Genomic DNA, 15,000 nt, shown 5'->3' on the forward strand with positions numbered 1-15,000 from the left:
ATGGATATAGTTTCTTTATGGGACAAAACCCTACAATTAATAAAAGGTGACTTAACTTCAGTAAGTTTTAATACCTTTTTTAAAAACATCGTACCATTAAAAATACATCTTAATGACTTGATACTACTAGCTCCTAGTGATTTTAATAAAGATATTCTAGAAAATAGATATTTGCATTTAATTGAAGATGCTATAAATCAACTGTCATTAAAAAAGTATAATATTAAATTTGTATTGAGCGAAAAAGAAGTTGCTGACCTAAATTCTGATAGTGCAGATTTAAATTATAGAGTACTTTACCCTAACCTGAATCCAAAATACACATTTGATACGTTCGTTATTGGTAATAGCAATAGATTTGCTCATGCTGCATGTGTTGCAGTTGCTGAATCTCCTGCTAAAGCTTACAATCCACTTTTTTTGTATGGAGGGGTTGGCTTAGGTAAAACTCATTTAATGCACGCTATTGGACATCATATTGTCAGCCAAAAAAAAGATTCAAAAGTTGTTTATGTTTCTTCAGAAAAATTTACTAATGAACTTATAAACTCTATAAAAGATGATAAAAATGAAGAATTTAGAAATAAATATAGAAATGTAGATGTCTTATTAATTGATGATATTCAATTTATAGCTGGGAAAGAAAGAACTCAAGAAGAGTTTTTCCATACATTTAATACTCTTCATGAGGCAAATAAACAAATAATTATCTCTAGTGATAGACCACCAAAAGATATACCTACACTAGAAGATAGATTAAGATCGAGATTTGAAATGGGACTTATAACTGATATTCAGGCGCCAGACTTTGAAACAAGGATTGCTATCCTTAGAAAAAAGGCTCAATTAGAACGTATAGAAGTGCCAAACGAAGTTATGTCATATATAGCAAAAAATATTAAGTCAAATATAAGAGAACTAGAAGGTGCCTTAACTAGAGTAGTTGCTTACTCTTCTCTTAGTAATAGAGTGATATCTTTTGATCTTGCTACAGAAGCTTTAAAAGATATTATAACAACTTCTAAAAATGAAGAAATCAATGTGCTTAGAATAAAAGAAAAAGTTTCTTCTGTATTTAATTTAAAAATGGAAGATTTTAATTCTAAAAAAAGAACTCGTTCAATAGCTTTTCCAAGACAAATAGCTATGTATTTAACGCGCGAACTTACTGATTTATCTCTCCCTAAAATAGGTGAAGAATTTGGAGGAAGAGATCATACAACAGTAATTCATGCTCATGATAAAGTATCTAAAGACATAGAAGAAAGCGAAGAAATTAAGACTAAAATAGACAAAATTATATCAGATTTAAAGGGATAATTTATACACAATTGTCTGTTTATATCTATTGAATAACTTGTTTATACTTTTTTATCTTAAAATTTATTAACAAATAATTAAGTATAAAATAACAAAGATATCAACATCTTATACACATGTTGATATCTTTGCATTTATAATGTTACATGTACTTATTAACATTATCAACAACACCTACTACTATTACTACTATGATTTTAACTTATTTTTTTATATAAAAAGCCAGAGGAGGTTATCCACATTGAAAATAATTTGTAATCAAAAAATCCTAGCAAATAGAATCGGGATTGCTCAAAAAGCTATTAATGGAAAAACAACTATAGAACTATTAAAGGGTATACTTATATCTACAGAAGAAGGCCAGTTAAAACTTACTGGATATGATGCGGAGATAGGAATAGAAACTTATGTACAAGCAGAGATTATAGAAAAAGGTGATGTTGTTGTAGATGCAAGATTATTTGGAGATATAATTAGAAAATTACCAGATTCTTTTGTTGAGATAGAAACAGATTCAGAAAATAATATTTACATAAATTGTGTAAATTCAAGATTTAAAATTAAAGGATATGCAGCCAAAGAATTTCCTAAGCTACCAGAATTAAATGAAGAAGATTTATACAGCATACCTCAAGAACTCCTAAAAAATATGATTAAACAAACTGTATTTGCTATTTCACAAGACCAAACAAAACCTGTTTTAATGGGAGAACTTCTAGAAATTGTAGATAAAAATTTAAATCTAGTAGCAATTGATGGCTATAGGTTAGCTGTAAAAAGCTGTTCAGTTGATAGTTTAACTGAAAATATAAAAGTAATAATTCCAGGAAAGACACTTATAGATGTAAATAGCTTGCTTTCTGGAGAAGATAATGTTAAAGTTGGATTTAACGAAAAAAATGCTATTTTTATAATTAATGATACAAAAATTATTACAAGATTACTTGAAGGAGATTTTATTGATTATAAAAAATTATTGCCAAGAGAGCATAATAGTAGAGTAAAGTTAAATACTAAAGAACTTTTAAATAGTATAGAAAGAGCATCTTTATTGTCTCAATCAGAAAAAAATAACCTTATAAAATTATCTATAAGGGATAAAGTAATGGCAATTACTTCTAATACAGAAAAAGGAAATGTCTATGAAGAAGTTGAAATAGATTTAGATGGAGATTATTTAGATATAGCTTTTAACTCTCGATACTTTATTGAAGGATTGAAAAATATAGATAATGAGGAAATATTTATAGAATTTACTACAAATGTAAATCCTTGTATAATTAAACCAACAGATGATATTAATTATATTTACTTATTACTTCCAGTAAGAATATCATCTAATATATAGTAGATATTAAGGAGTTGTCTTTTGTAGAAAAATTTTTCTAATCTTAGGCAACTCCTTTTGCAAGTATTTTTATGGTATAATATACTTTTAGTGTATTAATACCTATTTACCTAAAATAATGGCAAGGAGGAACTCTTATGACTGAAATAACTATAGAATCAGACTATATAAAGTTAGATCAATTCCTAAAACTAGCAGAGATTGCATCAACCGGAGGTCATGCAAAATTTTTAATTCAAGAAGGTTTAGTGACTGTAAATGATGAAATAGAATTAAGAAGAGGGAAAAAGATAAAATCAGGAGATATAGTTGAGATAGAAGGAACTAAAATAAAAGTATTGTAAAAAAGGAGAACTTTTTGTGAAACTTAAAAGTTTGCAGCTTGTTAATTTTAGAAATTATGAAAAGTTGCATCTGGAATTTAATGGTAAAGTGAATCTTCTTGTTGGAAAAAATGGTCAAGGAAAGACAAATATAGTAGAATCTATTTATATGCTTTCTTTTGGCAAGTCATTTAGAACCAACAAAGATAGAGAAATGGTTAGATTTAATAGTGAAAATTTATATGTTGGAGGAAGTTTTTCAAAATATAATAAATATAGTCTAATAGAGCTAATTATTGGAAAAGATAAAAAGGGGATACGAATAAATAAAGTTCCTTTGCAAAAAATGCAGGAATTACTTGGCAACTTAAATGTTGTCATATTTTCACCTGAAGATTTAAGACTGGTTAAAGAAGGTCCTAAAGAGAGAAGGACTTTCATAGATAAAGAGATTAGCCAAATTATTCCTAAATATTATAATTATCTTACTAATTACAATAAAATACTTTCTCAAAGAAGTAGAGTTCTAAAAAGCATGCATGTTGATGAAGCTTTATTAGATGTATATGATGATACACTAGCAAAATACGGAAGTTATATTTATATTTTACGCAGAGACTTTATAAAAAAGATAGCTAATATATCTGAACATATGCATATGAATTTGACTAATGGAGTTGAAAAATTATCAATCAAATATAAAACTCAAATAAATATAGCTGACGAAGATACTATAGAAACAGTATATAATAAATTTTTAGCCAAGTTGTCATCAAATAGACCTAATGATATAGAATCTAGAACTACTAGATATGGTATACACAAAGATGACTTAAATATATTCATAAATGATTTAGATGCAAGACTTTTTGGTTCACAAGGTCAACAAAGAACTGCTTCAATATCATTAAAGCTATCAGAGATAGAATTAATAAAAAATGAGGTTGAAGAATATCCAGTATTAATTTTAGATGATGTTTTTAGTGAGTTAGATGAAGCAAGACAAAAACTTTTAGTAAATAATTTAAGCAATGTTCAAATGTTTATAACAAGTGCTGAAATTTCACATAAAAAAATATTTGATGAAAAGGATGTTACAATATTTAATATTGAAAACGGCAATGTTATTAGCATAGAGAATGGAGGAAATTAAATGAAACAAGAATACGGTGCAAGTCAGATACAGGTATTAGAGGGATTAGAGGCCGTTAGAAAAAGACCAGGTATGTATATTGGTAGTACAAGCCCAAGAGGTTTACACCACTTAGTTTATGAAGTTGTAGATAATAGTATCGATGAGGCTTTACAAGGCTATTGTTCAAATATATATGTATCTATTAATGAAGATGGCAGTATTTTAGTAAAAGATGACGGAAGAGGTATCCCAGTCGAAACACATCCTAAGACTGGAAAATCGACTTTAGAAACAGTATTAACTAATCTTCATGCAGGAGGAAAATTTGGAGGCGGAGGATATAAAGTATCTGGAGGTCTTCATGGAGTTGGTGTTTCTGTAGTTAATGCATTATCAAAATGGATGATAGCAGAAGTTTATTTAAATGGAAAAATATATAAGCAGACATATGAAAAAGGTCTACCAACATCTAAGATTGAGATAGTTGGAGAATCTCAAAGTACAGGAACAATAATTCAATTTATGCCTGATGCTACTATATTTGATGAAATAGAGTTTAAATATGAAACATTAGAATATAGACTTAGAGAACTTTCTTTTTTAAATAAAGGAATAAAAATAGTATTTGAAGATAAAAGAGAAAATCAAGAAAAAAGAAAAGAATTTCACTATACAGGTGGTCTAGTAGAATATATTAAGTATTTAAATAAATCTAGAACTGGAATACATGATGACATAGTTTATATAGATAAAAAAGTTGATGATTGTATTGTCGAATTAGCTATGCAATATACGGATGGTTATACAGAGAACATATATTCTTTTGCAAATAATATAAATACGCATGAAGGAGGAGCTCATTTAAGTGGATTCAAAGCAGCTCTTACTAAAACTGTAAATGATTATGCTAAGAGAAATAAATTCTTAAAAGAAAATGATGTTAACTTATTAGGTGAAGATATAAGAGAAGGACTTACAGCTGTAGTATCAGTTAAATTACCAGAACCTCAATTTGAAGGACAAACTAAAACAAAACTAGGTAATAGTTTTATGAGAGGTGTAGTTGATAGTGTAACGGTTGATGAACTTGGCTCTTTCTTAGAGGAAAATCCAGCAACAGCTAGAATAATAGTTGATAAAGCTTTGAGAGCACAAAGAGCTAGAGAAGCTGCAAAGAAAGCAAGAGAATTAACAAGAAGAAAGAGTGTTTTAGAAAGCACATCTTTACCTGGAAAATTAGCAGATTGTGCAGAAAAAGATCCTGCTAAAAGTGAAATATTCTTAGTCGAAGGAGATTCAGCGGGAGGTTCCGCAAAACAAGGTAGAGATAGAAATAGCCAAGCGATACTTCCATTAAGAGGTAAGATACTTAATGTCGAAAAATCAAGACTAGATAGAATATTATCTTCAGACGAAATAAAAAATATGATAACAGCTTATGGTTGTGGTATAGGAGAAGATTTTGATATAGATAAGGCTAGATATCATAAAATTATAATTATGACCGATGCCGATGTAGATGGAGCTCATATAAGAACTTTACTATTAACATTCTTCTTTAGATACATGAGACCTCTTATAGATGAGGGGTATGTTTATGCAGCACAACCTCCTTTATATAAAGTAACAAAGCAAAAAAAGGAACATTATGTTTATTCAGATAAAGAATTAAATGTTTTATTAGATGAAATTGGAAGAAATGGTGCAGAACTTCAAAGATATAAAGGTCTTGGAGAGATGAATGCAGAACAATTATGGGATACCACTATGAATCCTGATACAAGAACTTTATTGCAAGTAACTGTAGAAGATGCTGCAATTGCAGATGAAGTATTTTCAATGCTTATGGGTGATAAGGTTGCTCCAAGAAAAGAATTTATAGAAGAAAATGCAAGATTCGTTAGAAACTTAGATATATAGAGAGAGGGGATTAGTATACATGGAAGAAAATAACAAAATACTCCCTATTGAAATAGCGGAAGAAATGAAAAAATCTTATATCGATTATTCGATGAGTGTTATAGCTGGACGTGCTCTTCCTGATGTTAGAGATGGTCTAAAGCCAGTTCACAGAAGAATACTATACTCAATGAGTGAATTAAACTTAACACCAGATAAACCATATAGAAAGTCAGCCCGTATTGTTGGGGACGTTTTAGGTAAGTACCATCCACATGGAGATACTGCTGTTTATTTTGCAATGGTTAGAATGGCTCAAGACTTTTCAACTAGAGCACTTTTAGTAGATGGTCATGGTAACTTTGGTTCTGTTGATGGAGACTCACCAGCGGCAATGCGTTATACAGAAGCTAAGATGAGTAAATTATCATTAGAATTATTAAGAGATATAGAAAAAGAAACTGTAGATTTTAAACCAAACTTTGATGAATCATTAAAAGAACCTTCAGTACTACCAGCAAGGTATCCCAATCTATTAGTGAATGGGTCTAATGGTATAGCTGTTGGGATGGCAACTTCAATACCTCCACATAACTTAGCTGAAGTAATTGATGCAACTGTACATTTGATTGACAATCCAGATTGTAGTGTTGAGGACTTAATAAAATTTATACAAGGTCCAGATTTTCCTACAGCTGCAATTATAATGGGAAAAGAGAATATAGCAGAGGCATATAGAACTGGAAGAGGTAAAGTTAAGGTTAGATCTAGAGCTTTTATAGAAGAACTTCCAAAAGGAAAACAACAGATAATAGTTACAGAAATACCTTATCAAGTAAATAAAGCTAAATTAGTTGAGAGAATAGCTGAGTTAGTTAAAGAAAAAAGAATAGAAGGTATATCAGATTTAAGAGACGAAAGTAATAGAAATGGTATGAGAATTGTTATAGAATTAAAGAGAGATGCTAATGCTAATATAGTATTAAATAATCTGTATAAACATTCTCAAATGGAAGATACATTTAGTATAATAATGCTTGCTCTTGTAGATGGTCAACCAAGAGTTTTAAATCTTAAGCAAATACTATATCATTATATTAAACATCAAGAAGATGTTGTTACAAGAAGAACTAAATTTGAATTAAACAAAGCTGAAGCAAGAGCACATATTTTAGAAGGATTAAAAATTGCTTTAGATAATATAGATGCTGTTATAAGCTTGATAAGAGCTTCAAAAACAGGCCAAGAAGCTAAGATAGGTTTAGTAGAAAAATTCAATCTAACTGAGATTCAAGCTCAAGCTATACTAGATATGAGACTTCAAAGACTTACAGGTCTAGAAAGAGATAAGATAGAAGCTGAGTATGAAGACTTAATAAAGAAAATAAATAGATTAAAAGAAATTTTGGCTGATGAAAGATTACTTTTAAATGTAATAAAAGATGAAATGACAATAATAAAAGAAAATTATTCTGATGAAAGAAGAACAGAAATAAGACATGCTGAAGGCGAGATAGATATGAGAGATCTTATAAGTGATGAGGAAATAGCCATAACTCTTACTCACTTTGGATATATAAAAAGACTTCCATCTGATACTTATAAGAGCCAAAAAAGAGGTGGAAGAGGTATCTCAGCACTTACAACTAGAGAAGAGGACTTTGTAAGACATTTGATAACTACAACTACTCATAGTAGATTACTGTTCTTTACAAATAAGGGTAGAGTATTTAAATTAAATGCATATGAAATACCTGAAGGTAAGAGACAAGCAAAAGGTACTGCTATAGTAAACTTACTTCAATTGTCAGCAGACGAAAAGATTGCAACTTTAATACCTATAGATGGTAATGATGAAAATGAATATTTATTACTTACAACTAAAAAAGGTATCGTTAAAAAGACTAAACGAGAAGAGTTTAAAAATATAAACAAATCTGGTCTTATTGCTATAGGTTTAAGAGATGATGATGAACTTATTGGAGTAGAGCTAACAGATGGAAAACAGGAAGTACTTTTAGTAACTAATGAAGGTATGTCTATAAGGTTTGATGAAAATGATATAAGATATATGGGTAGAACAGCAATGGGTGTAAAAGGTATAACTTTAAGTAAAAAAGACTTTGTTGTATCTATGAATCTTTGTAGTAAAGGTACAGATGTATTAGTTGTCAGTAGAAATGGTTTTGGTAAAAGAACAAATATAGAAGAATATAGAAGCCAAATAAGAGCTGGAAAAGGAATTAAAACTTATAACATATCTGAAAAAACTGGTACAATTGTTGGTGCAGAGATGGTCAATGAAGATGATGAGATAATGATTATAAATTCTGATGGAGTTCTTATTAGAATAAGAGTTAATGAAATTTCACTATTTGGAAGGGTTACAAGTGGTGTTAAATTAATGAAGACTAATGAAGAAGTGAATGTAGTTTCGATTGCTAAAATAAATATTGAAGAAGAATAGGATAAATATCCTATTCTTTTTGTATAATGTACTTAGATAAAAATTTAAAATTGAAAGGAGTAGTTGTTATGTGTAATAAAAGAGGTTGTAAAAAAGGTGGATTTTTATTAATAGGAGCCATTTTAGGTTTTATATTTGGTATGTTTCTTGCACCAAAAAAAGGTTCTGAGTTAAGAAAAGAGACAAAAGATAAGTTTGATAAAGTGAAAGAAAACCCAAAAGAAGTTCTACATGAAACATTTAATGATGTTAAAGAGAGAATAATAACTTTAGTAGATGATGATAATAATGAAGAAGATATAAAAATTTCAGAAGAAGATATAGTAATAAGTAAAAGTTTTGACGACGAGGGAGATGTTAACTAATGAATGCATGGGGGTGGCAAATAGGAGCAGTGTTAGTAGGTAGTTCGGCTCTTATAGTAGCAATTTATTTAGCTAAAACTCTAAATAGTTTAAATAAAGTTGTTGAAAAAGCTTATAAGATTGTAGATTACAATGAAAGACATATACAAGATATTGTTGAAAATGCATCATCAATATCAAAGGGAATAGATGATATAGTTTATGTAATTAATAAGATATTGAGTATAGGTAATATATTTAAAATTATTAAGAGAAAATAGGAGGTTTTTACATGTCTATGAATATAGATTCAAATTTAGATTCTCAAAATAAGTTTTGGAATGTTTGTATTGATGGAGAACTTGATGTCTCTACAGCAGATAAATTAAAAGAACATTTACATGGTTTAATAGAAAGAAACATGTTGGATGTAAAGATTAATCTTAAAGATTTAGATTATATAGATTCTACAGGTTTAGGAGCTATGATAGGTGTTTTAAAAAAACTAAAAATAAATGAAAAAGAGATATACATAGTAAATCCTAAGAGTAATGTTAGGAAAATTTTTACTATAACAGGTCTAGATAAAATATTTAAAGTGGAGGGATAAATTTTGGCTTGTGAAACTATAAAGATGGAAATTACTACAAATCCAGATTATGTAGGCATAATAAGATTAACAGCGTCTGGGATTGCAAATAAAATGGGGTTTCCAATAGATGATATAGAAGATATAAAGGTAGCAGTATCAGAGGCATGTACCAATGCAATAAAACATAGTAATGATGATGTATTCAATATAGTATTTAATATTTTAGACGATGCAATTAATATAGAGATTCAAGATAATGGAAAAGGATATGATGTTAGCTCAATAAGTACACCAGATTTAGAGAATCCAAAAGAAAGTGGTCTTGGATTATTTATAATTAAAACTTTAATGGATGATGTAGATATTGAATCAGAATGTAATCAAGGAACAAAAATAAAAATGACTAAGTATTTAGGAGTTGATATTTAATGAAAAATGTAGCTAATGCTACACATTACCTAAATATGGATACAAAAGAGCTATTTAATTTATATAATACAAATAAAAACGTAGATATCAGGAATATTCTTATTGAAAGACATCTATATTTAGCAAGGTTGTTAGCTAAAAAGTATATAAACAAGGGTGTTGACTTTGAAGACATATATCAAGTTGCTTCATTAGCATTAATTTATGCTATTGATAGATATGATGTTGAAAAGGGATTTGAATTCTCCAGTTTTGCAACACCAACTATAGTAGGAGAAATTAAAAAATATTTTAGAGATAAAGTATGGACACTTAGAGTACCAAGAAGAATACAAGAATTAAGCAAAAAGATAAGTGATGCGAAAATTAAACTAGAGCAAGAAAATAAAAAACATCCAAAGGTAAAAGATATCGCTGACTATATAGGAGTTAGTGAAGAAGATGTACTAGAGGCTATGGAAGCATCTTATGGTTATCAACCTATGTCTTTAGATTCATCAAGTAATGATGATTCAGAAGACAAAGACATAACTCTTATTGATAAAATAGGAAAAGAAGAAGGTAATTTCAGAAGTATAGAATACGAAGATTTTATTAATAAGTTTATTGAAACTTTAAATGAGTTAGAAGTAAAAATATTTAAAGATAGATTTTTCTTCGATAAAACCCAGTCTAGTATAGCTAAAGAATTAGATATATCTCAAATGACTGTTTCTCGCTTAGAAAAAAAGGTCGTAGAAAAGCTAAAAAAAGAATATGAAAAAAATTTCTAAAAAATAATAAAAAAAGTATTGACCTACTGTTTGAATGATGGTATAGTATTACTTGTCCTTGAAAAAAAGGAACAAGAAAAAATACGAACATTGAAAATTAAACAGTAGGTTAATTTATATTAAGAAACAAACCATAAAGCCAGATATTTAGATAACAATAGTATCTGAGCCTGATAAACTTTTATTTGAGAGTTTGATCCTGGCTCAGGATGAACGCTGGCGGCGTGCCTAACACATGCAAGTTGAGCGATTTACTTCGGTAAAGAGCGGCGGACGGGTGAGTAACGCGTGGGTAACCTACCCTGTACACACGGATAACATACCGAAAGGTATGCTAATACGGGATAACATATTTGAGAGGCATCTCTTGAATATCAAAGGTGAGCCAGTACAGGATGGACCCGCGTCTGATTAGCTAGTTGGTAAGGTAACGGCTTACCAAGGCGACGATCAGTAGCCGACCTGAGAGGGTGATCGGCCACATTGGAACTGAGACACGGTCCAAACTCCTACGGGAGGCAGCAGTGGGGAATATTGCACAATGGGCGAAAGCCTGATGCAGCAACGCCGCGTGAGTGATGAAGGCCTTCGGGTCGTAAAACTCTGTCCTCAAGGAAGATAATGACGGTACTTGAGGAGGAAGCCCCGGCTAACTACGTGCCAGCAGCCGCGGTAATACGTAGGGGGCTAGCGTTATCCGGATTTACTGGGCGTAAAGGGTGCGTAGGCGGTCTTTCAAGTCAGGAGTGAAAGGCTACGGCTCAACCGTAGTAAGCTCTTGAAACTGGGAGACTTGAGTGCAGGAGAGGAGAGTGGAATTCCTAGTGTAGCGGTGAAATGCGTAGATATTAGGAGGAACACCAGTTGCGAAGGCGGCTCTCTGGACTGTAACTGACGCTGAGGCACGAAAGCGTGGGGAGCAAACAGGATTAGATACCCTGGTAGTCCACGCTGTAAACGATGAGTACTAGGTGTCGGGGGTTACCCCCCTCGGTGCCGCAGCTAACGCATTAAGTACTCCGCCTGGGAAGTACGCTCGCAAGAGTGAAACTCAAAGGAATTGACGGGGACCCGCACAAGTAGCGGAGCATGTGGTTTAATTCGAAGCAACGCGAAGAACCTTACCTAAGCTTGACATCCCAATGACATCTCCTTAATCGGAGAGTTCCCTTCGGGGACATTGGTGACAGGTGGTGCATGGTTGTCGTCAGCTCGTGTCGTGAGATGTTGGGTTAAGTCCCGCAACGAGCGCAACCCTTGTCTTTAGTTGCCATCATTAAGTTGGGCACTCTAGAGAGACTGCCAGGGATAACCTGGAGGAAGGTGGGGATGACGTCAAATCATCATGCCCCTTATGCTTAGGGCTACACACGTGCTACAATGGGTAGTACAGAGGGTTGCCAAGCCGTAAGGTGGAGCTAATCCCTTAAAGCTACTCTCAGTTCGGATTGTAGGCTGAAACTCGCCTACATGAAGCTGGAGTTACTAGTAATCGCAGATCAGAATGCTGCGGTGAATGCGTTCCCGGGTCTTGTACACACCGCCCGTCACACCACGGGAGTTGGAGACGCCCGAAGCCGATTATCTAACCTTTTGGAAGAAGTCGTCGAAGGTGGAATCAATAACTGGGGTGAAGTCGTAACAAGGTAGCCGTATCGGAAGGTGCGGCTGGATCACCTCCTTTCTAAGGAGAATTGCCTACTGTTTAATTTTGAGGGTTCGTTTTTACGAATACTCAATTAGCACTTTGAGCAACAGAATAAACTGAACGCATGTGAAGTTTGTTTGTTGGCGATGTGTGTTAGCACTTTAAGCAACAGGATTTATCTGTTGGCGCTGTGCGTTAGCACTTTGAAAACTGCATATATATATTTAGTGATATGACATCTAATTTGTAATATATAAAGCTGATAACTTTAAAAAATTATCGAAGTTGATAGCTTCTAATCTATCAAACCTTTTTAACTGGTCAAGTTATTAAGGGTGCAGGGCGGATGCCTTGGCACTAGGAGCCGATGAAGGACGTGATAAGCTGCGATAAGCTTCGGGGAGTTGCACGTAAACTTTGATCCGAAGATTTCCGAATGAGGAAACTCACTTAGAGTAATGTCTAAGTATCATTAAGTGAATACATAGCTTAATGAGGGGAACTCAGGGAACTGAAACATCTAAGTACCTGAAGGAAGAGAAAGAAATTCGATTCCGTAAGTAGCGGCGAGCGAACGCGGAATAGCCCAAACCAATAAAGTTTTCTTTATTGGGGTTGCGGACATATCTTAAACGAAGAGGTATCGTAATTGAAGAGGTTTGGAAAGACCCACCACAGAAGGTAATAGTCCTGTATGTCAAACGAGAAAACTTCAGATATGATCCAGAGTACCACGGGACACGTGAAACCCTGTGGGAAGCAGGAGGGACCACCCTCCAAGGCTAAATACTACCTAGTGACCGATAGCGTATAGTACCGTGAGGGAAAGGTGAAAAGAACCCCGGGAGGGGAGTGAAATAGAACCTGAAACCCTGCACTTACAAGCTGTGGAAGCACATTTCTTGTGTGACCGCGTACTTTTTGTAGAACGGGCCAACGAGTTACGTTAAGTAGCAAGGTTAAGCACTTAAGGTGTGGAGCCGTAGCGAAAGCGAGTTTTAACTGAGCGTTCAGTTACTTGACGTAGACCCGAAACCGGGCGACCTACCCATGAGCAGGATGAAGCGAAAGTAAAATTTCGTGGAGGTCCGAACCCACGAGCGTTGAAAAGCTCGGGGATGACTTGTGGGTAGCGGTGAAATTCCAATCGAGCCCGGAGATAGCTGGTTCTCCCCGAAATAGCTTTAGGGCTAGCCTCAAGGTGAGAGATACGGAGGTAGAGCACTGAATGTCCTAGGGGGTATTGCACCTACCGAAGACTATCAAACTCCGAATGCCGTCATCTTATACTTGGGAGTCAGACTGTGGGTGATAAGATTCATAGTCGAAAGGGCAACAGCCCAGATCGTCAGCTAAGGTCCCTAAATGTAAGTTAAGTGGTAAAGGATGTGGGATTGCACAGACAACCAGGATGTTGGCTTAGAAGCAGCCACTCATTCAAAGAGTGCGTAATAGCTCACTGGTCGAGTGATCCTGCGCCGAAGATTTCCGGGGCTAAAACTTACTACCGAAGCTACGGCATCAGTAATGATGGGTAGGGGAGCTTCCCATACGGGTTGAAGCATGACCGTAAGGACATGTGGACAGTATGGGAGTGAGAATGTTGGCATGAGTAGCGAGATGTGGGTGAGAATCCCACAGGCCGTAAACCCAAGGTTTCCAGGGGAAGGTTCGTCCGCCCTGGGTTAGTCGGGACCTAAGCTGAGGCCGAAAGGCGTAGGTGATGGACAACAGGTTGATATTCCTGTACTACCGATAACCGTTTGAGAGATGGGATGACACAGTAGGATAAGCTAAGCACACTGTTGGTTATGTGTGCCCAAGCATTGAGGCAGTCAGAGTAGGTAAATCCGCTTTGATAATGCTGGGATGTGATGGGGAGCGAAATTTAGTAGCGAAGTAGCTGATTTCACACTGTCAAGAAAAGTCTCTATCGAGGTTAAAGGTACCCGTACCGCAAACCGACACAGGTGGGTGAGGAGAGTATCCTAAGGCCCGCGAGAGAACTGTTGTTAAGGAACTCGGCAAAATGACCCCGTAACTTAGGGATAAGGGGTGCCACCATACGGTGGCCGCAGAGAATAGGCCCAAGCGACTGTTTACCAAAAACATAGGTTTCTGCTAAGTCGCAAGACGATGTATAGGAGCTGACGCCTGCCCGGTGCTGGAAGGTTAAGGGGATCTGTTAGAGTAATCGAAGCAGTGAACTTAAGCCCCAGTAAACGGCGGCCGTAACTATAACGGTCCTAAGGTAGCGAAATTCCTTGTCGGGTAAGTTCCGACCCGCACGAAAGGCGTAACGATTTGGGCACTGTCTCAACAACAGACTCGGTGAAATTGTAATTCCGGTGAAGATGCCGGATACCTGCGACAGGACGGAAAGACCCCATGGAGCTTTACTGTAGCTTGACATTGGGTCTTGGTACTACATGTACAGGATAGGTGGGAGGCTTTGAAACCAGGACGCCAGTTTTGGCGGAGCCATCCTTGGGATACCACCCTTGTAGTACTGGGACTCTAACCATAGGCCATGAATCTGGTCTTGGGACACTGTCAGGTGGGCAGTTTGACTGGGGCGGTCGCCTCCCAAAAGGTAACGGAGGCGCTCAAAGGTTCTCTCAGTACGGTCGGAAATCGTACGTAGAGTGTAAAGGCAAAAGAGAGCTTGATTGCAAGACATACAGGTCGAGCAAGGATGAAAATCGGACTTAGTGATCCGGTG

The 15,000-nt window shown here is 34.5% G+C and carries 11 protein-coding genes and 2 rRNA genes (1 of these 13 only partly in view); all 13 read left to right on the forward strand.

Annotation, left to right across the window (positions count from 1 at the left end; translation table 11 throughout):
- The first annotated feature begins 39 nt into the window (after positions 1–39).
- Positions 40–1,320: a chromosomal replication initiator protein DnaA gene (dnaA, locus tag IC758_RS00005; protein WP_413927715.1), complete on the forward strand. Its 1,281-nt coding sequence runs from the start codon at positions 40–42 to the stop codon at positions 1,318–1,320.
- Between the two features lie 241 nt (positions 1,321–1,561).
- Positions 1,562–2,668, forward strand: coding sequence for a DNA polymerase III subunit beta (dnaN, locus tag IC758_RS00010; RefSeq protein WP_227436578.1), 1,107 nt, complete (start codon positions 1,562–1,564; stop codon positions 2,666–2,668).
- 137 nt (positions 2,669–2,805) lie between these two features.
- Positions 2,806–3,012, forward strand: a complete 207-nt coding sequence (gene yaaA, locus IC758_RS00015) for a S4 domain-containing protein YaaA (protein WP_227436580.1) — start codon at positions 2,806–2,808, stop codon at positions 3,010–3,012.
- Positions 3,013–3,028: 16 nt separating this feature from the next.
- Positions 3,029–4,144: a DNA replication/repair protein RecF gene (gene recF / locus IC758_RS00020; RefSeq protein WP_227860681.1), complete on the forward strand. Its 1,116-nt coding sequence runs from the start codon at positions 3,029–3,031 to the stop codon at positions 4,142–4,144.
- Entirely contained in the window at positions 4,145–6,046 is a 1,902-nt protein-coding gene (gyrB, locus tag IC758_RS00025; protein WP_227436584.1) for a DNA topoisomerase (ATP-hydrolyzing) subunit B, read from the forward strand.
- A 19-nt stretch (positions 6,047–6,065) separates the two neighbouring features.
- Positions 6,066–8,492 (forward strand): DNA gyrase subunit A, encoded by a 2,427-nt coding sequence (gene gyrA, locus IC758_RS00030; RefSeq protein WP_227436586.1) that lies wholly within the window; start codon positions 6,066–6,068, stop codon positions 8,490–8,492.
- A gap of 68 nt (positions 8,493–8,560) precedes the next feature.
- Positions 8,561–8,857 (forward strand): YtxH domain-containing protein, encoded by a 297-nt coding sequence (locus IC758_RS00035; protein WP_227436588.1) that lies wholly within the window; start codon positions 8,561–8,563, stop codon positions 8,855–8,857.
- Positions 8,857–9,117 carry a hypothetical protein gene (locus tag IC758_RS00040; RefSeq protein ID WP_054272124.1) on the forward strand — a complete coding sequence of 87 codons (261 nt, stop codon included), beginning with the start codon at positions 8,857–8,859 and terminating at the stop codon, positions 9,115–9,117. Before IC758_RS00035 ends, IC758_RS00040 begins: the two co-directional genes overlap by 1 nt.
- Before the next feature lie 11 nt (positions 9,118–9,128).
- Positions 9,129–9,446: an STAS domain-containing protein gene (locus tag IC758_RS00045; protein ID WP_227436590.1), complete on the forward strand. Its 318-nt coding sequence runs from the start codon at positions 9,129–9,131 to the stop codon at positions 9,444–9,446.
- 3 nt (positions 9,447–9,449) lie between these two features.
- Positions 9,450–9,857: an ATP-binding protein gene (locus tag IC758_RS00050; protein WP_227436592.1), complete on the forward strand. Its 408-nt coding sequence runs from the start codon at positions 9,450–9,452 to the stop codon at positions 9,855–9,857.
- A complete protein-coding gene (locus tag IC758_RS00055) occupies positions 9,857–10,630 on the forward strand; it encodes a SigB/SigF/SigG family RNA polymerase sigma factor (protein WP_227860682.1) in 774 nt (257 codons plus the stop codon). Before IC758_RS00050 ends, IC758_RS00055 begins: the two co-directional genes overlap by 1 nt.
- Positions 10,631–10,811: 181 nt before the next feature.
- Positions 10,812–12,314: ribosomal RNA gene (locus IC758_RS00060) — 16S ribosomal RNA — on the forward strand.
- 283 nt (positions 12,315–12,597) lie between these two features.
- Positions 12,598–15,000: ribosomal RNA gene (locus IC758_RS00065) — 23S ribosomal RNA — on the forward strand (it continues 496 nt past the right edge of the window).
- The 16S and 23S rRNA genes sit together here, the layout of an rRNA operon.

The organism is Clostridioides sp. ES-W-0016-02 (assembly GCF_020641035.1).
Lineage (GTDB): Bacteria > Bacillota > Clostridia > Peptostreptococcales > Peptostreptococcaceae > Clostridioides.